We start from the raw sequence: 22,848 nt of genomic DNA, 5'->3' as shown, positions 1-22,848 counted from the left end.
CTGTTGATAGCCGCTGTAACGTATGCTCCTGATTTCAAGTCAAGAATTTACAATAGGAACTATTGCGGATAATCATTAAATATTTTAACTTTGCAAGCGTCAAACAAAGTATTTTGAAAAATAAAGCAATCCATATAAACTCCCGGATTCTGCGCCTCCTGCGGGAAGGAGATGAGAAGGCCTTCGAATACATCTTCCATCATTATTACAATCAAATTTATACCTTTGTCCTGAGCACGCTTTTTGACAAAACGTTTGCCGAAGATATCACGCAATCCGTTTTTATTTCTCTTTGGGAAAAAAGGGAAAGCATTGATACGGGATCCAATATAGCCCCATTTCTTTATACTATTGCCCGGAATCGTGTGTACCGACAGACTGAGCAGTTGTTATTGAAATATAAATACGAGCAATCTCAACAGGAAAATACAGTGGAAAGCGCTGATATTGAAGCGGAGGTAAATAGCCGTTTTCTGGAAGAGATCCTTTCGGAACTTATTAAAAAACTGCCTTCGGAACGACGTAGAATCTTTTTATTGAGCCGGAAAGATAATCTATCGAACAAAGAAATCGCTACCCGTTTGCAAATTTCCGAAAAAACGGTGGAAACACAGATAAGGCGTTCTCTCGTTTTTTTAAGGGAAAAGATGAAATATTACCTTAATTCGTTATTCCTTTAACAGGCCTGTTTTCTGGCATTTCCCGGTTTCGTTTTGTTAATCAAGATTAATTAGTCGTTCCTTATAAATTCGAATTAAGCTGAAAAATATATTTTATCTTGGTGGAAAAACCATCGGAAAATAAAATATAAAAATTTTTCTTTCAACTTTTCCATCATTTTCTTCAAGTTCCAAGCCGTAGCTGCCAGGTATGCGTTGATTTGTATGCCTTTTTCAGCCCACAAGTAATTCTGTTCCATACGGAAATCCTTTTTAAGATGTCCGAAAATAGGTTCAATTGCCGCTCTGGCTCTGCATTTGTTCCGTTTCTGCCGTTTTTGACAAGGGGTGTCTTTGACTTTGGGCTTGCCGGGTGTAATAATGCTTACGTCTTTTATCTGCTTTCGTCCTTTCCCGCCACGGTCATAAATGAGTTCTTTGGGTAGTTTCAACTTATTCTCTTCCATCTGTTCGAGTAACGGTTCTATGGTGTCGCCGTCGTATGGGTTTCCCAAAAATGCTTTTACCGCCGTGATGATTTTCCGCCCTTTTCTGCCCGTGGTGATCATCCCCACTTTATTGCCGAACTCATACTGCTTGTGTGCCTTTCCCTTGGCAATACAGCGGGTAAAGGGTTTATGCAGACTGTAGATTTTATCCTTGTCGTTTTTCTGTTGATTCACTGCACGCTTGCAGAGTGAAAGCGTCTGTTCGTATCGTTTCTTTTGTTCCTCTGTCATTTTACGTTCAAGTTCCCGAAGTTGGATATTGGCGATCGTTTTCAAGCGACGTTTGGCTTTGTCTGCCCGTTTCTTACGTTTGGGATGCTTGCCGTTGTAAGTGTCTCGCAGCAGTTGTTTACTTTCACGGGTGTACCGCTGACGTTGCATGATGCCTTCACTCCCTGCAATGGCATTGCACTTGTCGATAACCTTTTTGCAAAGCTTGGCATCGGTAGGAAAGGTGGTGTTGTTTTCTTGAACAGTAGTGTCCGAAAGAACAAACCCGGTTTGTCCCGGCAGTTTTTTACCGTGAAGTTGTACGCTGTAAGCGAATATTTTTCCTATCCCTTCTTCTCCCACACGGTTACGGAAATGGACAAAATCGCTCGGATCAAAAGGAAACTCATGTTCGAAGAACTCGCATCCACAAAAGTACTGGAAATAAACATCCCGAACCCAATACTCGGGAATACGCTCATCGCCAAGATTGTACAGGTGCTTCAAAAGCAGGCAGCCGACCATCAAACGGATGGGAACGCTTGGCGCACCTCGTTGTGAATACAAAGGTGTAAATTCTTCCTCAAAATATGACCAATCGATCTTGTCTGCCAAAAGAACGAGTTCATGCCCCATATCGATGAAATCTTTCAGCATCGGGCGAAACAAATCGCGTTGTCCTTTTTCCGGTAATTTTCCTAACATGATTTGCAGAGTTTTAGTACCTAAAGATACAAAATATTGCAAAAAAACACAACTGTTTATGAGGTTATTTTGCTGAATATCTGATAAATATACGCTTTTAAGGAGCGACTAATTAAATGTTAAAAACGATATTCTTGTAAGGATTTTGCACTTATCACGTATAAAGTAAAATAGATATGTCAAATGAAACTGTAGAATTAATTGAAAAGTTTCTCTCCGGCACCCTGTCGGGCGAGGAAATGCATCGATTGCTACACGCTTATCAACAAAAGCAAATAAGCGAGGAGCAATTCGATGAATATTATGCCGGCAAATGGAAAGATGCCGCACGATATCCATCATCGCTTGCCAATGAAAGCAAAGAGAGGACATGGAAACAATTTCAGAAGCATATACGCGAAAATGTCCCAATGCTGCCGAAACGCAAAAGCAGATGGGTTTCGTATGCAGGCGTGGCAGCTGTTGCTATCTTGTTTTTTATGCTGGGCATATCGCTTCAACAGCTTCGTGACCATTCCCGGCAAGAACTTATCGTGATGGTGGAGAACGGACAAAAAGCAAGCGTTCAACTTCCCGACGGTTCGCACGTGCATCTCAATTCGGCAAGTGAGCTCCGGTATTCCCCGGATTTTGGGAAGAAAGACCGGACCGTGAAGTTAGTGGGAGAAGCTTATTTTGACGTGCAAAGCAATCCGGACAACCCGTTTATCGTGCTCACCCGTGCTGATTTACAGGTAAAGGCGCTGGGAACGAAATTCAACATTAAATCGTATCCCAGCGATGAACAAATAACCGGAACGCTCGTAGAAGGCAAAATTGAAGTAAGCAGCCCACTGTTATCCGAAGTACTGAATCCCCACGACCGGATCACGTACCACACCAAAGAGATGACGTTCAGCAAGTCGCGTATCGACAATGTTGAAGAGGCCATTTTCTGGATGACAGGTCAATTTGTATTCGACAAAGAAACACTGGAGAATATTGCCAAGATGCTGGAACGTACTTATAATGTAACTATTTCTTTTGCATCTCCCGATATAAAAGAGATACAATATAGCGGGAAAATAAAAAATAACAGCATGGAGAACGTACTGAATCTTATCACCATTGTTTCTCCTTTACAATATACTATGACCGGGGCGCACATCACATTCAGTAAAAAATAGAATTAATAATCCACAAAAAATTTAACGCCTATGAAATAAAAACAAGAAAGACGACCTAATTACACGTAAAAAAACCGGAGCAATGTGAGGGCATCACTCCGGTTAGCGAATGCAACATTCCATTAGTAGGATAATAGCACGACAGCGCCTTAATAAAGAAAAACGCTGAAAGACCGCATTCATATACGGATACAAAAATACTAAATCAGAGAGAATCACGTGCTTTTTTATCCTTAATTATATCCTAATATAAACTAAAATCAAAAAACATTATTCAATGAACATGCAAATCAAACGAGTTGGCGTTAGCTGTTTGCTTCTTCTACTGCTAAGTATCGGGCAAAGCATAGCGCAATTGAGTATTTCCGCGACAGACACGGAAATAAAAAATATACTTCGGCAAATCGAGGAAAAAAGTAACTATACATTTTTCTATAGCGATGACTTCTTAGATATAAACCAAAAAATGAACATCCATGCTAAGGATGAAACAATTGAAAACATACTGAATATATTGTTTCAGAATACAAACATTGATTATCGAATTAATAATACACAAATAGCGCTGTCCGAGAAGATTGTACAGCGAGAAACTCCAGCAAACACCGCACAACAACAAGGAAGAAAAACCATTTCGGGAACCGTTCGCGATAACGAGGGGGATCCGATTATCGGGGCAACCATTATGGAAAAAGGAAATCCCTCGCACGGTACAATTACCGATATAGATGGCAATTTCATCCTTACAAACACTCCTGAGAACGCAACACTTCAGTTTACCTATGTTGGGATGAAACCACAGGAAATTCCTTTGAGCGGAAGAACAACAATAAATATTGTAATGGAAACGGATGTGGAATTATTGGATGAGCTTGTTGTTGTGGGTTATACAACCACCTCTAAAAGATCGCTGATATCATCCGTATCGCAAGTGGTCACGGAAGAACTGCCCCATCTACCATCTACAAATATCACGCAGTCGCTGGCAGGCAGAGCGCCCGGGTTAATAGTAGAATCGGGATCAGGACTGAACGCCAGATCATCCGTCTCAATCCGCGGAGGAGGGGATCCGATTTACGTAATAGACGGTGTGATCAGAAGTGGGACTGATTTTGCAAACCTCAATTCGGAGGATATCGAATCGATTTCCATACTAAAAGATGCCTCTTCTACTGCAGTATACGGGGCACGTGCCGCGTATGGGATTGTACAGGTAACCACAAAATCCGGGAAAACCGGAAAACCGCATGTAACCTATGCGTTTCAGCAAACCTGGGGACAACCCAGTTTCTGGGCAAACCGTGTGAGTTCGTACGAGAATGCCCTGAAAATAAATGAAGCCAGAATAAACGAAGGACTCGATCCTCAATATTCTGACGAGGCACTGGAGAAATATCGTACTGGATCTGATCCGGGACAATATCCGAATACCGATTGGCGTGCCGCGGTACTGAAAAATTGGGCGCCCGTACAACGCCACAACATTGCTCTTACGGGAGGCACGGAGCTTAACAATTATTATACCTCCGTGGGTTATACGGATATGAACTCGCTTTTCAAAAGCGGGCGTTATACTGTAGACAGGGTTAACTATAACCTGTCCAATACAACCAATATCAAAGATGTGGGACTGAGAGTAACGGCTCAACTTTCAGGATTTATCGAATCGAGCGATGATCTTCATACCTCGGAAGGAAGCGGTCATAATTTAGTCATACAACAGACAGGGATGATGGCTCCGGATGAAATTGCAGTCAACAAATACGGGTTACCCTACGATGTTGCTTTAAATCCCGTCGCAATCTCATCGCAAGACGCGGGATATATGCAATCGAAACTTACCGTAGTCAATGGTCTGCTCAATGTTGAATGGGCATTGCCCTGGGTTGAGGGATTCGGGTTGAAAGCAACCGGAAACTATAACTGGTATGACAGGAACAATAAGAACTGGAGAAATGATGCAGCGAAATACGGATGGGATTCCACCGAACCGCTCTATGCCGCAAAACCCCAGTTAAACCACTCAGATACGCAGGGGTTGAAATGGACTTTACAGTATTTTGCCAACTATAACCGGATTTTCGGCGATCACAGTTTTAATGCGCTAGCCGGCTATGAAGCAGCATATGAAAGAGTGAAAGGGATAGGGCTTAACAGATATAACTACACCCTTCCGATAGACCAAATAAACTTTGGTCCGACCGATGGAATGGACAATTCGGCATCGGAAGTGGAAACCGGACGTGCCGGTATGATTGCCCAACTGAAATATGGCTTTAAAAACAGATACTATATCGAAGGAGCATACAGACACGACGGGTCAGACATATTCCCTAAACACAATCGATGGGGAGACTTCTTTTCATTTTCCGCCGGATGGACATTGAGTGACGAACCTTTTATGCAGGCTTTGAATGAAAAAGATATACTTGATCTGATGAAAATACGTGTGTCCTACGGTCAGGTGGGTATGGATCAGGGAATTACCCGTTTCAGCTTTCTGGATTTGTACAATTATAACGCCACCGGATACGTATTTGATGGAAACATGTATCCCACTCTTTACGAAGGAAGTACACCGTCTGTCAATATCACGTGGTATAAAGATAAACAATATGGTCTTGGCTTCGATTTTGCCAGTTTAAATAATAGATTGTACGGTATGTTCGACTACTTTTTATTCATTACCGCCGGATATATGGCCGATCCTGACCCCCAATCGGCAGGATACATCGATCCTTACGGACGCGGACTTCCCCAGATTGAGTCGGAAGGAGAAAAGAGACGCGCCGGATTTGACTTCCAGCTTGGATATCGTGACCACTTCGAAGACTTTAAATATGATGTTGGATTTAACTTTACAAAGTATGATGTCTATTGGTCGAACTATCCCTGGGAAAGCCTGGATACAAAGAAAAATCCCTATACACGCCAAACCGGACAGTATGAACACTTCTCCCAGGTGGGATACCACTATATCAAGACCGCAAACAGTGCACAGGAATGGCAACAATATGCACAACGTCAGGGATCGACAAACCTGACCGGAGGAGATTTTATATACGAAGATTTCAATGGCGACGGCCGTTTAACGGGAGAAGACCAATACCGGATAGGCTACTCGTCAAAACCGCTGATCAATTACGGTATCATTGCAAATTTCAACTATAAAGGGTTTGGCCTCAATATCCTCTTTCAGGGTGCCGGGGAAAGAGATATCCCAATTGATAGAAATATGTGGAACTATAATTACTTATCGAGGTACGATTATCAGCTGGATTACTGGAGAGAAGATAATCAGGGAGCAAAATTCCCTCGTATTGTTTCCTCTCAATCCGTGAATGGTAACAACAACCTGATGCCAAGCGAAGCATGGACATTTAACGGCAGCTATTTTCGTTTGAAATCGCTGATCTTTAGCTACGATCTCAAATATTCTCTGTTAAAGAATACGAACTGGCTGAATATTTGCCGTCTTTCTCTCACCGGACAAAACTTATTTACCCTTTCTGAGGCAACGAAATATGGTATTGATCCTGAAGTATCTAATATTTACAATGTTTATCCGATAGAAAGAGTGATAGGCATTAATTTGAATCTTGGTTTTTAAAATTAAAGATAAATGAAACATATATATAAACTATTTGCAAGCCTCTTGGCTCTTTTGTTACTCACATCATGCAATGATGTGATGAACACACGTCCATTTGACACTCTCGACAGCGATCGGGCATACAGTTCTCTCGAAACTTTTCAGGCGGTCTTAAGCAGATGTTATGCAGATGTATTGGGCTATTACAGCGGGCAATATGCCAATATGGAAGCTTATACCCCCAACGGTATCAAAAGTGATCTTCACAACAGGGACGATTTCCCTACAGAGAGTGGAATTGATGCCAACACATGGAATGCCGGACAAGGCCGGTTTGTACAGCTACGCCGTATAAATCTGGTGATTGAGAATGCCGAAAATTCCGAACTGTTATCAGATGCTTCCAGAACCGAGATTATAGCTGCCGCCAGATTTCTGAGGGGATTGATGTACTTCGACATGACCCGGAAAATGGGACGGTTTGTTCCGGTAAATCGGGTTTTCGAACTGACCGATACAACCGATATGAGAATTCCCCTCACAAAAGATGTGGCGGAAAGCTACGATTATGTGATGCAGGACATCAACGCAGGCATCGACGGATTACCGGAAACGGATCTGAGCGGAAAACTGACCCGATATGCAGCCCTTGCTTACAAAAGTAGGATTGCGCTCCAGGCTTACGCATACACAAAAGATGAAGGCTATCTCACGGAATGTATCAACGCTGCAAACGAGGTGATCGAATCGAATCAATATGCATTGACTTCAGACTATGAGAACATGTTCCTGTTCGATGGTAAAGATGACAAAGAGATTATTCTGAATCGTCAGTACCTGAAGCTCAACACCACTGTAGAGAATTTTAACGAAATGATCAGTGTAGTACCGAACGTAAAAAATGATGAAGTAACCGGATCCGGCGGCTCTCCGTTGCTGAACGATCCGAAAGGACGATCTTTCGAAGGTTGGGGTGTTTACTTTCCTACCCAGGATCTGGTAGACCAATACCTCGTAATTGATCAACAGGATGGAAGAGCAAAAAACTGGTTCGAAACATCGCAGTATTTGAACAACGTAATAGAACTGCCTGCAAGCGAGTTGGAATACAATGCCTTTACAATAAATCCCGATTACGACGGCACAAGCGCCACCACTGAGTATATCGGTTATCACCCGGTACCCGAGAGAGACGATCTGGGATCGAACAGCAAAGGTGAAAAAATCGATAGATATGGAAAGGTAACAACCGATGCCAAGATCAATGAGATCATGTACAATAACAGGGACATGCGCTTTTATGCAACTATTGTTTACGACAGTTGTATTTGGCTGACCAATGAATTGGTAACTCTTTGTGTTCAGGGCAACTTGTGGAGCGGAGTGCGCAAAGATAAAAGTTCATCGTGGTATACCACCGTTTCGAATTACTATTGGAGAAAAGCGGTCGCCAATGTGGAACCGAGAGTATATTATAACAACAAAATCGACTACCAATTTATTCTTATCCGTTTGGGAGAGGTCTATCTGAACATGGCAGAAGCAAATCTTCTTAAAGGAGATATTACCGGTGCGATCGCGGCCCTCAATGAAACGAGAACAAAACACGGTGGTCTTCCGCCCTCCACCGCTTCGAGCCTCGATGAAGCATGGAAAGACTATATCCGTGAACGTAGGGTGGATATGGCTTATGAAGGAGATATTTACTGGTCTTATTTGCGTTGGGGTAAATATGGAGGGCCGGCAAACTATGGAGCTGCCCCCGGCAGTGTAATTCGTGATCTGGATAAACCGGTTCATAAAATTCAAATCAAGAAAGACCGTAAAGAATTCTTTATCGGACAGATCACGGTGAACAATGCCTGGAACCGAAATTTTACTACTAAACGATACCTTTATCCGATTCCGAGATCGTTCATGAACGGACGGGCGGCATACGGTATCATCGATACACAGAACCCCGGATGGGAATAAACAGCATAAACACAATGAAAATGAAAAATAAAATATTTTTGATATTGTCAAGTATGGCTTTAAGCCTTTTCCTTTCCTCCTGCTTGACTTCAAACACAGAGGTGATCGAAGAATACGCCGATAATTCAATCAATGATGTGGCTGGGGTATGGTACAGATACATCACTACCGAAGGAGGTACCTCCACAAGAGAGGTATTGGTAAAAGTGGAGTTGGATGGGATTACCAAGACAATTGATAAGGAAGCGAGAAAAGTAATGATCAGGGTGGCCCCTTCCGAAAGCAGGTTGAACTCTATTCCCGATCCGGCCAGAAGCAAAATGGGAATAGACAACGTTGCCGTGGTAGTTGTTCTCCCTACAGCTGCCAGGATATTCCCCATAGGCGATGCTCCAAAGTTGGGCACTAACGGTGATTGGTCCAAGCCAAACAAATACATGGTGCAAGCAGCTAACGGAGACCAGGCGGAGTGGACAATTCATATTACAGAATTCATCAAGTAATAATACCATTGATAATTCGTATAATGTCTGATTAATAAACTGCCCAAAAAAAGAGAAGTGAACCCCAGAAGTTTTTGTCTAACTTCCGGAGTTCACTTCATAATAATTACACCTCATGACATGATTATAGCAAGTTTCATACATCTTAATGTGAAAAATAATAGAGATGTAGACGCCAAATCCAGAAAGCCCTGTAGAATTTCTAAACAATAATAGTAAAGCAGTAACGGCATTACGGAGTGACTACCGACCGATACAAGTTGATACATCTCACTACAATATCAAATAAATGAGAAATGTATGATCTGGAAACCGATATTTTTCAAGTTCATTGAACTATAACAAATAGCTTATAAACTACTTACAAAACCTGACTCATTTATTTTATCTTTATGTATTCTTTATAAAAAACATATGGATTAATTATTTTAAAGATATGAGAATCTCATTAGCATTTTTTCGATTAACGCTATGCATACTGGCTGGATTGTTGGCCCTTCCCCATATCTCATGCGAAAGCAAGCGACCTAAGAAAGAGTGTCTCACCTTTGAAGAGATGCAAGACCCGACAAACGACACCTTATCCGACTGGTCGAATGTGCCTAAGGGGCTGCAGGCATCGTTTATAACGATCGACGACAAACTGCCGAAATCGGTGGCGCCCCAGGTGCCACTCAGTAAGAGCGTAACGGTTACCGGTTGGAAAGGTGAAAAAGTGTCGGCCCAACTGCTTTTATGGTCCGCTGCGGATATCAATCAGGTAGAGTTGGGATTCGCTGATTTTGAGTCGGGAAGAAGCGCGCTGCCAGCATCTGTTGCACAGGCAAGGTTTGTTCGGTACGTGATGACCGACGAGTTCGGTCCGGGCTGCGGACACCGTAAACCGGAAAATTTCACGGCCTCTTTGGCCGCTGATATGCTGGACAACCTGGAGTGTTTCAATATGGAAGTAAAGAGTGTAAGACCGGTCTGGCTTACCTTCAGTATCCCTTCCGATGCTGTTGCGGGGAACTATAAAAGCCACCTGAAGCTGTATGCCGGGGGACGTTCCGTAGAGGATTTTGAAATAGCGCTGGATGTAGTGGATCAGGTGTTGCCTGAACCGTCGGAGTGGCTCTATCACCTCGACTTGTGGCAACATCCCTCTGCCGTGGCCCGGGTGCGCAACCTGGAAGTGTGGAGCGACGCCCATTTCAGGCAAATGAAACCGCTGATGAAAATGCTGACCGATGCGGGACAGAAAGTGATCACCGCTACCCTGAACAAAGATCCGTGGAACAATCAATGTTATGATGCTTATGCCGATATGATCGTCTGGACGAAAAACAAAGACCGGAGCTGGACTTTCGACTATACCATTTTCGACAAATGGGTACAGTTTATGATGGACCTGGGTATCGATAAGATGATCAACTGTTACTCGTTACTTACCTGGAATAACCAACTGCATTATAACGATGAAGAGAAAGGTGAACTGGTTACCCTGGAACTGAAAGCCCAATCGAAAGAATATGCGGAGTTGTGGAGCGTATTCTTGAAAGATTTCACCCGGCATCTCCAGAGTAAAGGGTGGCTGGAAAAGACCAATATAGCCATGGATGAACGTGCGCCGGCAGATATGCAGGCTGCGTTGAAAGTATTAGAGAGCGCTGCTCCCGAATTGGGTGTCTCTTTGGCGGACAATCACAAGAGTTACAGGCAGTATCCATGGATAAAGGATATTTGTGTGGGAGCCGGTGACAAGGTAACCAAGAAAGAGATTGCCGCCCGCAGAGACAAAGGGTTGGTCACCACCTATTATGTGTGCTGCGCAGATAAATTTCCCAATATGTTTACCTTCTCCGCCCCGGCAGAATCGGTCTATGCCGCATGGCACGCCGTAGCTGCCGATTTCGACGGTTTCCTGCGTTGGGCCTACAATTCGTGGGTGGAAAATCCGTTGACCGATTCGCGTTTCAGGACATGGCCGGCCGGTGATACCTACATGGTCTATCCCGATGCAAGAAGTTCTATCCGCTTTGAACGCCTGGTGGAAGGGATTCAGGATGTGGAAAAGATTCGTGTATTGCGCAAACGGTACAGTGAAGAGAATACGCCTGAATCATTGACAAAACTGGCTCAACTGGAGGAAGCGATCGGGTATTTTATTACACTGGAACCTTCTGCCGACTGGCAGGATAGGTTGAACGATGCCAAGAAATTGTTGAACAGGCTATAACACCTTGTCATACCGACACCATCGTTCTTGCAATATCTACCGAGGCAATGAGAAATACCAGGTTGAGCGAAATGTGAAATCAGCCCTATTCTTTTTTAAAACACCTATAAATGAGTCTACTTGAATAAGTCTTTTTTGTCGAAAATAAGTAAAAATTCAACTTGATAATCAGATTTTCACAAAATGTTTTTTTAGTGTTTTGGACTTTTTAAAGTGGCCTCATAAATGAAGTGTTCACAAAGAAAAATTAGAAAATGACAAGTCCTGTTGCAGCTAAATGACTGAAAATGTTTAATTTATAATCATATACTAACAGATATAAAGAAATGGATAGAGAGGTATTTTTAAAAGAGATAGACTGGCCGGAAATAGGGACAGCTACTCCGCTTCCGGAGCCGTCTATTGAAGAAATAGAAAGCCGCATATGTAGATGCCGCAGGATGATGAGAGAACGGAACCTTACCCATCTGGTGGTTTACGGAGATCGTGAACACTTTGCCAATTTAATGTACCTTACACACTTTGATCCCCGGTTTGAAGAAGCTATTCTAATTCTGAATCAATCAGAGACTCCTCTTATCCTGGTAGGTAACGAGTGTGTGGGACATCTGACCGTATCCCCGCTTTACAATGCTGAAAAACTCCGGTATGAAAGATATCAACCCTTGTCATTATTGGGACAGCCACGCAATGACAGCCGGCCATTAGATGCTATTTTTAAATCGGAAGGGATAGACAGAAACTCGCAAATAGGATGCATAGGTTGGAAATATTTTACCGACAAGGAATTCGTTGATTACCATCTGCGCATTGAAATTCCGGCCTATATCACCGACACCCTTCGCGCTATTTGCGGACATACCAATGTCGTAAATGCATCGGATATATTCATGTCACCTTCTTACGGTTTACGTGTAAAATGTTCACCTTACGAGATCGCGGTATTTGAGTTCGCAAACGTAATGGCTTCGGAGGGGATGAAAAACTTACTGAAAAATCTCCGCACAGGGATTACGGATTTTGAGTTGATCAAAGAATATCAGTACACGGGATACCCTCTGAATTGTCACATAGGTATTAAGAGTAGCGGTAATCAGCATATCGGACTATCTGGTCCTGTCGGTGCAGAAATACGCAGAGGTGATCCTTGTTCTACCAATATTGGCTATTGGGGGAGTAATATTTGCCGTGCCGGATGGGTTGCAGAAAGTGAGGACGATCTGCCGGAAAAGGCCAAAGGATATATAGACAATTATGTAGCTGCGTATTTCAGAGTTTGTGCCAAATGGTTCGAGAACATGAAAATAGGCACTAAAGGCAAAGTATTTCGTGAACTTATAGATAAATACTTACCTTTCGATAAATTTGCCGTATTCCTCAATCCGGGACACCTTATTCACATGGACGAATGGTTAAGTAGCCCTATCTATGCGGGTTCGGAAGAAAAAATACAATCAGGGATGTATATGCAGGTCGATATCATCGTTCGTTCTCCAAACTATTTTTCTACACGTATGGAGGATGGAATAGTAATTGCCGACAATGCGCTTCGTTCACAACTCAGAGAGCTATACCCTAATGTTTATAAAAGATGTATAATCCGGCGGGAGTTTATGATCCAGCAACTCGGTTTCACTTTACCAGAAGAAGTTCTTCCTCTGTCAAATACGACAGGAATTATTGCTCCTTTTTTTCTGGATTATAAAAAAATAATGAGTTTCAAGCCCTAAAAACATAAAGTCATGAGAAAATTTTTAATATTCGGCATGTTGATATTATTGACGTTTTCCTGTAAGAAAGAAAATGATAAAATAAGAATATTTACTTGTGGCATTCGTCACGAATCCAATACTTTTTCTACATTACCAACCACAGAAGAGAATTTTAATATCGCGCGAGGGGAAGATGTCCTCAAAGATCATGAGTGGGCTGAAACGGCCGAAAAGGAAGGGATAGAATTAATCCCTTCCCTTCATGCTTATGCATGGCCGGGAGGAATAGTAGAAAGGACTATTTATGATAAATATAAAAAAGAGATACTTGAAGATTTAAAGAAGGCCGGGAAAATAGATGGGATTTATCTCGATATGCACGGTGCGCTTCATGTTGAAGGCTATGATGACGCTCAAGCTTCGTTTATCAAAGAGGTAAGAGATATTGCAGGAGACAATGTGCTGATCAGCGGGAGCTTCGACCTGCATGGGAATCTGTCGGCAGATTTTGTAAAGAACATTGATATACTTACCGCCTATCGTACTGCCCCTCATCGTGATGGTGCGGAAACCAAGGACAGGGCAATGAGTTTACTGATAGAGTCTCTGAAAAGAGGATTAAAGCCACATATCGAAACCGTTACTATTCCGATCCTGATACCGGGTGAAAAGGGAATAACCGAAGTAGAACCTTTACACTCTATATATGCACAACTATCCGAAGTAGCTAAAAAAGAAGGGCTAATGGACGCTTCTGTATTTGTAGGTTATGCATGGGCCGACTTACCACGTTCGGCAATGCGGGTGTTTGTCGTTGCCAATAATACTAAACATGCCGAAATAGCCAGAACAGAAGCTCAGAATTTAGCCCAACAGATCTGGGATAAAAGAGCCGAGATGAAACTTGATGTCCCGTCGGGAAGTATAGACGAAATGATCGCATTAGCAAATAAATCTGAAAAGGAAACAGTTTTTATCTCCGATTCGGGCGATAATACTACAGCGGGAGCCCAGGGCGACAATCCTCAGGTATTAGCGGTACTACTTAAAAGTAAGACAAAAAGAGCCTTATTTGCAGGTATTGTAGATGCCTATTTCCTTTCTCAATGCGTGGCGTCAGGCGTTGGCAATGAGATAAATTCTACAATCGGGGGTAAAAAAGACAAGACTTTCGGGTTTGCACTCCCTGTTAAGGGAAAAATAGAATTCCTTTCTCCCGACTCGATTATGCAAACGGATAGAGGTGCAGCCGTTGTTGATGTGGAAGGAGTCAAGCTTGTCGTGATGAAGTCTCGCCGTTCATTTGTGAAAAAGGCTGATTTTGAAGAGGTAAATCTCAATCCACTGGATTACAAGATCGTTGTTGTTAAATTGGGCTATTTATATCCAGAACTCAGGGATCTTGCTCCGGAACATCTGATGGCATTGACTTCCGGTTTCTGCAATTTAGAGATGACGGCTTTGCCATTCAAGAACGTTGATTTGAAAAGCTATCCTTTTGATGTAAATAGAGAGTGGAATGCCAGGTGATTTCTATATAAGTATCAATGTCGTTTAGTTAAGCTCTTATCATAATCGTTTGTAATTCATATGATACTGTCGCTTGGGTTTGGGTTTTCGTTTGACAGATCTGTTAGGGCGGATGATTTCCCTTGTCTTGTAAACGATTTGGTCGAAAGCCTCCAGGGCCGGCCGGATATCTTTGCGCGCGAACACCCCTGTCAATATATCCCTGGTCATTGCCAAGGTATTGGTCCTGTTGATTTTTTGACCATGTCCGCGTTGTTCATCCGCATGGTATTCTTCCCGTACTTTCTCCTCTATGGGGAAAGCATAAGCGGCGGCAAGGGTCATCAGAAAGATTTTCGCGTAAAAATCCTGTTTGACCGCCGTGGCTGTTTTCCCGGAGAATTCCTCCACCCTGCACTTTAACAGTTTATACCCCTCTTCCTGGTTCCAACGGTAATGGTACAACTCCTCAAAGTCTTCATAAGGATATTGTTCCATGTCAGTCAGGGAAGCGCGCAATATCTCACTCTCCCCGTTGGGAAGTTCTATTTTGACCAGCCGGCAATAAATTGTTTTGTTGCCCCATCCCGGATAATCTTTCAGCAGCTTGTGGTCTTTCTTTGGAAGGCTGAATGCCACGACAGCCTCTTTCTTTCCGCTTTGATTAAACCTGTTGACCTCAAGCCACCAGTTATCTTTCATCCGGACGCAAAAGTGCAGCTTTTTTGCCTGCAAAAGGAAAAACAGGCTGATACTCGGGTAACCCCTGTACTACAAGAGCAGGTCATTCTCCTTGACATGATCCAAATGCTTATGGAGCAACTCTTTTTCGCTACAACTGTAAGGCGCGATCCCGGAGTCAATCGTCAGCAGGTTTAAAACCTCGTAAAGTGTCGAACAAAGCGCCATCGAGCGTTCACTGTCCGCATTTGGGCCGAAACCGTAAACGCCAAACTCACCCTTTACCGTCTGATGGTTGGGCAGCATCAGGCGGGAATCATCCACTGACAGCAACCGCATACCGTACCAAGCATACACTTCATTAATGGAATAAAACGTGTCGACCGCTTTTTTATTCAAACGTTTGAAACTCTCCGGGTTCAATTTCCCCGCGCCTGGGAAAAAGCCCCTTTGGTGACTTCCCGTAGATTGTAATCACTTTTATTGAGTGATTTATAAAAACGGTCCTACGTGTGTTGGATGGAACTATTGACAGACATGACCAGCAATATTAAATTCTTGAGCTTGAGCTTTCTCCTCCGGGTGAATACCCCTGTAAGGCTGCCTTGCGAACAGCTCGTAAACTCTTTGCTTTCAAGTTCATAATCTATTTCTTTTGTTAATGTTTCACGTTCGTCTGTTTTAAGTTCCCCGGGTGAATAACCCCCTATATACCCTGTAAAGATAAGAAGATCGCATCAAACTCGAAAACTTTGAATACTGCTTTTATCAACAAAATAACGCGATGCCTTAACTAAACGACATTGATATTACATTTGTAATTCAGAATGCATGGAATGGAAAAAATTAGAAAATTATTGCCGCTTGCTTTGGTTCCGTTGGCCGGGTTGTCGGCACAGCCCTCCTCGGCTCCCAATGATCGTCCCAACATCATCCTTTTTATGGTGGATGATATGGGATGGCAAGATACTTCATTGCCTTTCTGGAAGGAGAGAACGTCGCTTAACGAGCGTTATCATACTCCCAATATGGAGCGGTTAGCGTCGCAGGGGATGATGTTTACACAAGCATACGCGAGTGCGGTGAGCTCGCCAACCCGCGTGAGCCTGATGACGGGCATGAACGCTGCCCGTCATCGTGTAACCAATTGGACCCTCCAAAAAAACAGCCCTACTGACAAAAAAAGTGACCTCCTGCAATTTCCGGAATGGAATGTAAATGGTATCTGCCAAGTGCCGGGTATCCCTTTCATGTATGAAGTAACGTCGTTACCACAATTGCTCAAAAACAGCGGATACCATACTATCCATTGGGGTAAAGCCCATTGGGGTGCCATCGACACGCCGGGTGAAAACCCTCACCATTTCGGCTTTGAGATAAATATCGCGGGACATGCCGGGGGTGGAATCGCCAGTTTCTACGGTGAACAGAATTACGGAAACCGGGACGATGGGAAACCCTCGCCGCTGCAAGCTGTTCCCGGCCTGGAAAAATATTGGGGGACGGGGACTTTTGCCACGGAAGCATTGACGCTCGAAGCCCTGAAAGCCCTTGACAAGGCCAAAAACCTGGGCCAGCCCTTCTATCTCTATATGGCACACTACGCCATACACATCCCCATTGACAAGGATCCGCGTTTCTATAAAAAATATATCGACGCCGGACTTTCTGAAAAAGAGGCAGCTTATGCCGCTCTGATAGAAGGGATGGATAAAAGCCTGGGAGACCTGATGGATTGGTTGGAAGAGAATAAGCTGGATGAGAATACCGTGATTATCTTTATGTCGGATAACGGGGGATTCTCTACTTCCACCCAGTGGCGCGATGCGCCGTTGCACAGGCAGAATGCGCCCTTGAACAGTGGTAAAGGGTCGGCCTATGAAGGAGGTATTCGTGTGCCGATGATCGTGAAATGGCCGGGAACCGTGGCTCCGGATACCCGATGCAACGATTACCTGATCATCGAAGATTTTTTTCCTACCCTTCTTGATATGGCACAGGTGAAATGTCGTGAAACCAAACAACCGGTGGATGGGATCAGCTTTATACCGATGCTGGAAGGTAAACAGACCGATTATAACGGACGTGCCCTTTACTGGCATTATCCTAATCTATGGGGTAATGAAGGTCCCGGCATTGGTACCACAAGCAGCATTCGTAAAGGAGACTGGAAATTGGTCTATTATTACGAAACCGGTAAAAAAGAGTTGTTTAATATCAGTGACGACATTGGTGAAACCACGGATCATGCTGTACAAAATCCACGATGGGTACAACAACTTTCAGAGGAGTTGGGAGAATACCTTCGCCGTGTAGAGGCACAGCGCCCGTTATTTAAAACTACCGGGAGATTTTGTCCTTGGCCCGATGAAATTTGAGAATGAAAACTCCTAACCAGCAAACCGTACAAGAGCTACTGCAAAAATCCGGCTATGAAACGGCAATGATTAAAAAATGGCATTGGGCCGGCCAACCTACACATTTACTTACTTAAAACAACGGCCAGTTGGGGTCTTCCGTTCGGGCCCCTTTCATGATCTCTTGGAGTTCTGCCGCTTTTCGCGGGAAGAGATCGATAATATTATGATTTTCCGAAGGATCGGAGGCGAGATTATAGAGTTCGAACCGCCCCCCTTCACGGATATCGAGGTGCAGCAGTTTCCAGTCCCCCTGTATGAGCGCCTGGCGGCCACCCAACTCATGGAATTCGAAATAGAAATAATCGCGTTCTGCCTGCCCTTCTTTGCCAAATAACGCGGGCAGGATATTGATCCCGTCGGTGTTTTCAGGAACTTCCTGTCCGGTCAGACCGGCAAACGTGGGCATGTAATCCCAGAAGGCAAACGGGAAATTGTTTTCCTTGCCTGATGGCACGTTTCCCTGCCACGAAATAATGGTAGGAACACGTATAGCCCCTTCATACAAATCCCGTTTATATCCCCTGTATATTTCATTACTATTGAAAAAATCCGGGTCGCCGCCCCCCTCCCGGTGCGGCCCGTTGTCGCTGGTGAATATGATGAGCGTGTTCTCGTGAACTCCCGCTTCCTCGAGTTTCTCGATGATCTGCCCCACATACACGTCGATACGCGTAACCATGGCCGCGTGCGTGGCACGCGGATGCTCCTGCGACCGGTAGCCCCCTTTCGTGAACGCCGTCCGGGCGTCAACCCCCTGGTAGGGAATCTCCGGGAACTGTCCCCTGAATCCTTGTATTATCGAGTCTTCCGGCACGACCAACTCGGCGTGCGGAAGCATCATCGGCACGAAGAGGAAGAACGGGGTCTCCTTCTGTTGTTCGATAAACTCCAGGGTTTCTTTTTGGATCAGGTCCTGCGAGTATGTAACGGATTTGCCGTCGGCATTTTCGGGAAACATCACCTTTGTATGGTTGCTCCATAGGTGAGCAGGGTAATAATTATGCGCCAGGCGTTGACAATTGTACCCGAAGAATCGGTCTATGCCCTGGCTCATGGGATCTCCCGTGGAACCGGGATAACCCAATCCCCATTTACCAAATGCCCCGGTGGTATAGCCGGCATCTTTAAATAGTTGGAAAAGAGTGTATGCCTCACCCGGAAGCGGGGCCTGCCCTTCGGGTTGTATCTCTTTATTCCCGCGAATGGGAGCGTGTCCGGTGTGCAACCCGGTCATCAGGCTGGCGCGCGAGGGGGCGCTCACGGTCGTGCCCGAGTAGGAGCGGGTGAACCGGGTCCCGTTGAGTGCCAACCGGTCGATGTTGGGCGTTTGGAATTTTTCCTGGCCGTAACAGCTCAGATCCCCGTACCCCAGGTCGTCGGCAATAATAAATACCACGTTGGGTTTTTGTTGCGCGTTGAGCGGGCCTAATGTCATGAGGGAAAGACCCGCGGTAATAATTTTAGTATTCATGTCGTATTATTCGCGTTGCTTTTAAAATTGTAGGCTTGAAGTGGGCTATCATTCATCAAAAGGAAATCTGAATCTTTCCACTTCCGCTTTTACACGTGCTTCCCGGATTTTTTCCTCCAATCGGGTTACAATATCGGGATGTTGTTTTGCCACATCGAACAATTCCGCCGGATCGGTATACAAATCGAATAACTGCATGTTTTTGTTTCCCTTGTGTACATTTTCGACGATACCTTTCCAGTTATCCATCCGGATAGCTATCGATCCCTCGTTCTCGGGGAACTCCCAGTATAAATAATCATGAGTTTCGAATTGTTTTTTACCGATGAGTTCCGGCAGAAAACTGATACCGTCCGTGGCAGCATTCGTTTTCAGGATTTCAGCAAAGGTAGGCATAATATCCCAGGCGGCGGCCATGTGGTTGGAGATGTATCCCGGGGCAGAGTCAAGCAGCAAGTGCAATTTACATTAATTGTTTGTAAAACTCAACTTTGGGTGTGTTAAAGTCCAATTTTTTCCTCGGTCTTTCATTCAGCCTGTGCTGTATCCGCTTCAATCTGTCGGGTGGATAGTCCTTGAAGGACGCCCCCTTGGGGATGTATTGCCGGATGAGCTTGTTCGCGTTTTCGATCGATCCTTTTTGCCATGCCGAATAGGGGTCGGTGAAGTACACCGGGGCTTCCAGCATCTCCGTGATCCGTTCGTGCGCCGCGAACTCCAAGCCGTTGTCCGTGGTGATCGTCCTTATCACGTCCTTGTAGGGTAGCAACATGCGGCACAGCACCTTGGCCAACCCTTTCGAGTCCCTTCCGCGGGGCAGTTCCCCGATCATCACGAGGTTCGTCTTCCTTTCCGTCACCGTCAGTATCGCCTCCGACTGGTCGGCCCCTATCATCGTGTCCATCTCGAAGTCGCCGAAGCGCTTCCCGTCGGCCTCCACGGGCCTTTCCCGGATGCTCCTGCGGTTGGGGATGCCTCTAACGGAGCCCACCGGTCTCTTGCGGTGCTTGAGCCTGTGACGGCAATGCTTGTAAAGGTCGCCCCCGGCCTTCTTGTCCTCCCGGATCCACTTGTAGATGGTCTCGTGGGAGACCCGGATATTCTCCTTCTTTCTCAGGTGTCCGCTGATTTGCCCGGGCGACCAGTCCTTGCGCACGAGCCGGATCACCTTTTGTTTGATCCATTCCGGGGTAGCCCGGTTGCCGGGCAGGCGTTCCCTTCTCTCCATCGCCATCTCGTGGGCCAGTCGCCACGAGTAGCCCCCGCGCTTGTCCTTGTTGCGCTGCAACTCCCTGGACACCGCTGAAGGACTGACACCTATCAAGCTCGCGATCGTCCGCTGGGTGTCACCGTTTTCTAAACCTAAATAAATCGCGTACCTTTGTTCTGAAGTTAACTGTTTGTATTTTTTCATAAGCAACATAATAGTTAATTTTAGGGAGACTTCGGTCTCCTTTTTCTTTTATGTTGCTGTCCGACTCTCTTCGGGGGCTTGCGCGCCCCCGGCCGTTAGGCAACCCCCCCCCGGTGTTTTTCATGATTGTTGTGAAGAATCATTTCAAAAAACAACACGTGGATGTTGCACTTCTAAGTTGAACTTAGGCGGTTTTATTTTCCCCGGCCATGAAGCGATAAGCGGTACGCGGATCCCGCCCTCGTGCAGCGAAGCCTTGCCCCATCCCCGTTCGCTTTTGAATGTACCCGCGCTTCGGAACCAGGGCGAATCGGTCCCGCCGTTAAAGGTGGGGCCATTATCGCTGGTAAAGATGATCAGCGTGTTTTCGTACAGGTTGTTTTCTTTCAAATGCTCTATCAATAGCCCAACTTGTTCGTCCAGGTAAGAAATCATAGCCGCGTAGGTTGCCCGGGGATAACGGGCAGGATAATATCCCGCTGTTCCCAAATAAGGTTGCTCATCGCCAAATTTCTCCACGTAATGGTCAATCCATTTTTCAGGTGCCTGCAACGGGACATGGGGCAGCGGGGTAGTCCACATCAAAAGGAAATTATTCTCCTTGTTTTCACTAACAAACGAGAGGATCTCTTTAAACATCAAATCCGGCGCGTAATCATTTTGGATAAACTTCCGATAACTGTTTTCATCCAAAGGATCGGCTGATTGATCCAATTTAGTCCCGGGTTGAATGATATTTTTGTTATTTAGATATTCCCGGTTTTCGTCCCGGTACAAAAAAGGCGGGTAATAGGTGTGTGCCTGACGTTGACAGTTATACCCGTAGAAGAAATCGAATCCCATTTTGTTGGGAGTGCTTTCGGAACCGGGGTATCCCAATCCCCATTTTCCGATGCAAGCGGTGCGGTATCCCGACTGTTGGAAAAGTCGCGGGATGATAACGGTAGACGCGGGCATTGGACGTTGCCCTTCAAGGAAAGGATCATCGAACATGGCTTGATGACTCCCCACATTCCCTCTTTGTCCCATTTCGTCGTTTCCCCTGATATAAGCATGTCCCGTATGTTTTCCGGTAAGCAGCACGCACCGGGAAGGAGCCGATACGGGGGAACCTGAATAGAACCGCGTGAAACGCGTGCCCCGTTCGGCAAGGGAGTCGATATTCGGGGTCTCTATTTTGGTTTGCCCGTAACAACCTAAATCCCCGTAGCCTAAATCATCGGCGAGGATGAAGATGATGTTCGGTTTTTGCTGTCGGGCGGAAACGGGCAAAAGGGTCAATAAGCCAAGTCCGACTGTAATAAATTGTTTCATCTGTTTTTGTTCGTATTTTATTTCATTAAAAATAGACTATTTGAGTCGCATGCTCCTCGATTATTAATTCTGCGCTCGGCATAAATGTCTCTGCTCTTACTTAACGAAAATGTTCAATATTATTGTTTGTTTATTTATTGATCCCCGGCTTGTAAAGAGGGTTTAATTCAAAATTGACAGGAGCATGTACTTTTTGTTCCCAACTTTCTAATTTTATCAATAAATCTCTTACCTTGGATGTGTATTTTTTTGACAAATCATTTGATTCACCGGTATCTTTCTTCAAATTATACAGTTCAGTGCGGGCATCCTCAAAAAAGCGGATTAATTTCCAATCCCCCGAAATGATCGAACTATAGGGTGTTGCTCTGAATGAGTCCGAATTTCCGTATGATTCTAAGTATGCAGGAAAGAAGAAAAATAAATCTCTCCCCCGCTCCGGATTATGCTTACCCGATAATTCTCCTTTTAATGAAACGCCATCAATTGTATGTGTGATGGGAATTTCCGCGAAATCGAGTAAAGTAGGGAATAAGTCTGCCCCCATCACGTTGATATGGTTTGTACTGTTAGCCTTTATTTTATCCCCAAATGAAATTATTAGCGGCACCCTGTTGCCTCCTTCATAGGGAGTACCTTTTCCACCTCTTAACGGATAGTTGTCGGAAATTCCATCTAACATGCCTCCATTATCCGACATAAAAACAATGATTGTATTAAATGATTATCCGCAGTTATTCCTAAAGAATTTAACGGGAAAAAGTTATAAATAAGTTTCAAAAACACTTGTA

The 22,848-nt window shown here is 44.7% G+C and carries 15 protein-coding genes and 2 pseudogenes; 9 read left to right on the top strand and 8 right to left on the bottom strand.

Annotated features, from left to right (window positions below; genetic code table 11):
• Positions 1-113 precede the first annotated feature (113 nt).
• Entirely contained in the window at positions 114-680 is a 567-nt protein-coding gene (locus D7D25_RS16995) for an RNA polymerase sigma-70 factor (protein ID WP_158602662.1), read from the top strand.
• Positions 681-754: 74 nt separating this feature from the next.
• Here the strand turns inward: D7D25_RS16995 and D7D25_RS16990 are convergent, their stop codons facing one another.
• Positions 755-2,083 (bottom strand): IS5 family transposase, encoded by a 1,329-nt coding sequence (locus tag D7D25_RS16990; protein WP_154670015.1) that lies wholly within the window; start codon positions 2,081-2,083, stop codon positions 755-757.
• Positions 2,084-2,259: 176 nt separating this feature from the next.
• Between D7D25_RS16990 and D7D25_RS16985 the strand changes: the two genes are divergently transcribed.
• From D7D25_RS16985 to D7D25_RS16955, 7 genes are all read left to right on the top strand, one after another.
• On the top strand, positions 2,260-3,249 hold the full coding sequence (locus tag D7D25_RS16985) for a FecR family protein (RefSeq protein ID WP_122970115.1): 990 nt from the start codon (positions 2,260-2,262) through the stop codon (positions 3,247-3,249).
• A gap of 277 nt (positions 3,250-3,526) precedes the next feature.
• The gene (locus D7D25_RS16980; protein WP_122970114.1) at positions 3,527-6,859 is read left to right on the top strand and encodes a TonB-dependent receptor; all 3,333 of its coding nucleotides are present in this window, start codon (positions 3,527-3,529) and stop codon (positions 6,857-6,859) included.
• Positions 6,860-6,871: 12 nt separating this feature from the next.
• The gene (locus D7D25_RS16975; RefSeq protein WP_122970113.1) at positions 6,872-8,815 is read left to right on the top strand and encodes a RagB/SusD family nutrient uptake outer membrane protein; all 1,944 of its coding nucleotides are present in this window, start codon (positions 6,872-6,874) and stop codon (positions 8,813-8,815) included.
• A 20-nt stretch (positions 8,816-8,835) separates the two neighbouring features.
• The gene (locus tag D7D25_RS16970; RefSeq protein WP_148038973.1) at positions 8,836-9,318 is read left to right on the top strand and encodes a hypothetical protein; all 483 of its coding nucleotides are present in this window, start codon (positions 8,836-8,838) and stop codon (positions 9,316-9,318) included.
• A 436-nt stretch (positions 9,319-9,754) separates the two neighbouring features.
• Positions 9,755-11,536: a DUF4091 domain-containing protein gene (locus D7D25_RS16965; RefSeq protein ID WP_255417367.1), complete on the top strand. Its 1,782-nt coding sequence runs from the start codon at positions 9,755-9,757 to the stop codon at positions 11,534-11,536.
• Between the two features lie 326 nt (positions 11,537-11,862).
• Positions 11,863-13,266 carry a M24 family metallopeptidase gene (locus tag D7D25_RS16960; protein WP_148038972.1) on the top strand — a complete coding sequence of 468 codons (1,404 nt, stop codon included), beginning with the start codon at positions 11,863-11,865 and terminating at the stop codon, positions 13,264-13,266.
• A gap of 12 nt (positions 13,267-13,278) precedes the next feature.
• Positions 13,279-14,778: a M81 family metallopeptidase gene (locus D7D25_RS16955; protein WP_122970110.1), complete on the top strand. Its 1,500-nt coding sequence runs from the start codon at positions 13,279-13,281 to the stop codon at positions 14,776-14,778.
• 39 nt (positions 14,779-14,817) lie between these two features.
• On the opposite strand, the pseudogene D7D25_RS16950 reads toward D7D25_RS16955, so the two are convergent.
• Positions 14,818-15,513 (bottom strand): annotated as a pseudogene (locus D7D25_RS16950) (transposase); the annotation flags it as partial.
• 15 nt (positions 15,514-15,528) lie between these two features.
• On the bottom strand, positions 15,529-15,837 hold the full coding sequence (locus D7D25_RS16945; RefSeq protein WP_148038971.1) for a hypothetical protein: 309 nt from the start codon (positions 15,835-15,837) through the stop codon (positions 15,529-15,531).
• A 437-nt stretch (positions 15,838-16,274) separates the two neighbouring features.
• Between D7D25_RS16945 and D7D25_RS16940 the strand changes: the two genes are divergently transcribed.
• Positions 16,275-17,816, top strand: coding sequence for a sulfatase (locus D7D25_RS16940; RefSeq protein ID WP_122970107.1), 1,542 nt, complete (start codon positions 16,275-16,277; stop codon positions 17,814-17,816).
• 112 nt (positions 17,817-17,928) lie between these two features.
• On the opposite strand, the gene D7D25_RS16935 is transcribed toward D7D25_RS16940, so the two are convergent.
• The 5 genes and pseudogenes from D7D25_RS16935 to D7D25_RS16915 all read right to left on the bottom strand — a co-directional run bounded on the left by D7D25_RS16935 (position 17,929) and on the right by D7D25_RS16915 (position 22,766).
• Positions 17,929-19,329, bottom strand: coding sequence for an arylsulfatase (locus D7D25_RS16935; protein WP_122970106.1), 1,401 nt, complete (start codon positions 19,327-19,329; stop codon positions 17,929-17,931).
• Positions 19,330-19,377: 48 nt separating this feature from the next.
• Positions 19,378-19,791 carry a sulfatase/phosphatase domain-containing protein gene (locus D7D25_RS16930; protein ID WP_122970105.1) on the bottom strand — a complete coding sequence of 138 codons (414 nt, stop codon included), beginning with the start codon at positions 19,789-19,791 and terminating at the stop codon, positions 19,378-19,380.
• A gap of 1 nt (position 19,792) precedes the next feature.
• Positions 19,793-20,743 carry an IS30 family transposase gene (locus tag D7D25_RS16925; RefSeq protein WP_076931995.1) on the bottom strand — a complete coding sequence of 317 codons (951 nt, stop codon included), beginning with the start codon at positions 20,741-20,743 and terminating at the stop codon, positions 19,793-19,795.
• A 162-nt stretch (positions 20,744-20,905) separates the two neighbouring features.
• Positions 20,906-22,057 (bottom strand): annotated as a pseudogene (locus D7D25_RS16920) (sulfatase-like hydrolase/transferase); the annotation flags it as partial.
• 130 nt (positions 22,058-22,187) lie between these two features.
• Positions 22,188-22,766: a sulfatase/phosphatase domain-containing protein gene (locus D7D25_RS16915; RefSeq protein WP_255417368.1), complete on the bottom strand. Its 579-nt coding sequence runs from the start codon at positions 22,764-22,766 to the stop codon at positions 22,188-22,190.
• Positions 22,767-22,848 lie beyond the last annotated feature (82 nt).

The sequence above is a fragment of the Proteiniphilum sp. X52 genome, assembly GCF_003712195.1.
In the GTDB taxonomy this organism is placed as follows: domain Bacteria; phylum Bacteroidota; class Bacteroidia; order Bacteroidales; family Dysgonomonadaceae; genus Proteiniphilum.
The sequence above is the reverse complement of the archived record's forward strand: the minus strand, read 5'-3'. Positions and strand labels throughout refer to the sequence as shown.

What these genes read in the sequence shown, in the direction of transcription:
- D7D25_RS16990 (WP_154670015.1), bottom strand. Translation starts at nt 2,083, where the DNA reads ATGTTAGGAAAATTACCGGAAAAAGGACAACGCGATTTGTTTCGCCCG.
- D7D25_RS16985 (WP_122970115.1), top strand. Translation starts at nt 2,260, where the DNA reads ATGTCAAATGAAACTGTAGAATTAATTGAAAAGTTTCTCTCCGGCACC.
- D7D25_RS16980 (WP_122970114.1), top strand. Translation starts at nt 3,527, where the DNA reads ATGAACATGCAAATCAAACGAGTTGGCGTTAGCTGTTTGCTTCTTCTA.
- D7D25_RS16975 (WP_122970113.1), top strand. Translation starts at nt 6,872, where the DNA reads ATGAAACATATATATAAACTATTTGCAAGCCTCTTGGCTCTTTTGTTA.
- D7D25_RS16970 (WP_148038973.1), top strand. Translation starts at nt 8,836, where the DNA reads ATGAAAAATAAAATATTTTTGATATTGTCAAGTATGGCTTTAAGCCTT.
- D7D25_RS16965 (WP_255417367.1), top strand. Translation starts at nt 9,755, where the DNA reads ATGAGAATCTCATTAGCATTTTTTCGATTAACGCTATGCATACTGGCT.
- D7D25_RS16960 (WP_148038972.1), top strand. Translation starts at nt 11,863, where the DNA reads ATGGATAGAGAGGTATTTTTAAAAGAGATAGACTGGCCGGAAATAGGG.
- D7D25_RS16955 (WP_122970110.1), top strand. Translation starts at nt 13,279, where the DNA reads ATGAGAAAATTTTTAATATTCGGCATGTTGATATTATTGACGTTTTCC.
- D7D25_RS16940 (WP_122970107.1), top strand. Translation starts at nt 16,275, where the DNA reads ATGGAAAAAATTAGAAAATTATTGCCGCTTGCTTTGGTTCCGTTGGCC.
- D7D25_RS16935 (WP_122970106.1), bottom strand. Translation starts at nt 19,329, where the DNA reads ATGAATACTAAAATTATTACCGCGGGTCTTTCCCTCATGACATTAGGC.
- D7D25_RS16925 (WP_076931995.1), bottom strand. Translation starts at nt 20,743, where the DNA reads ATGAAAAAATACAAACAGTTAACTTCAGAACAAAGGTACGCGATTTAT.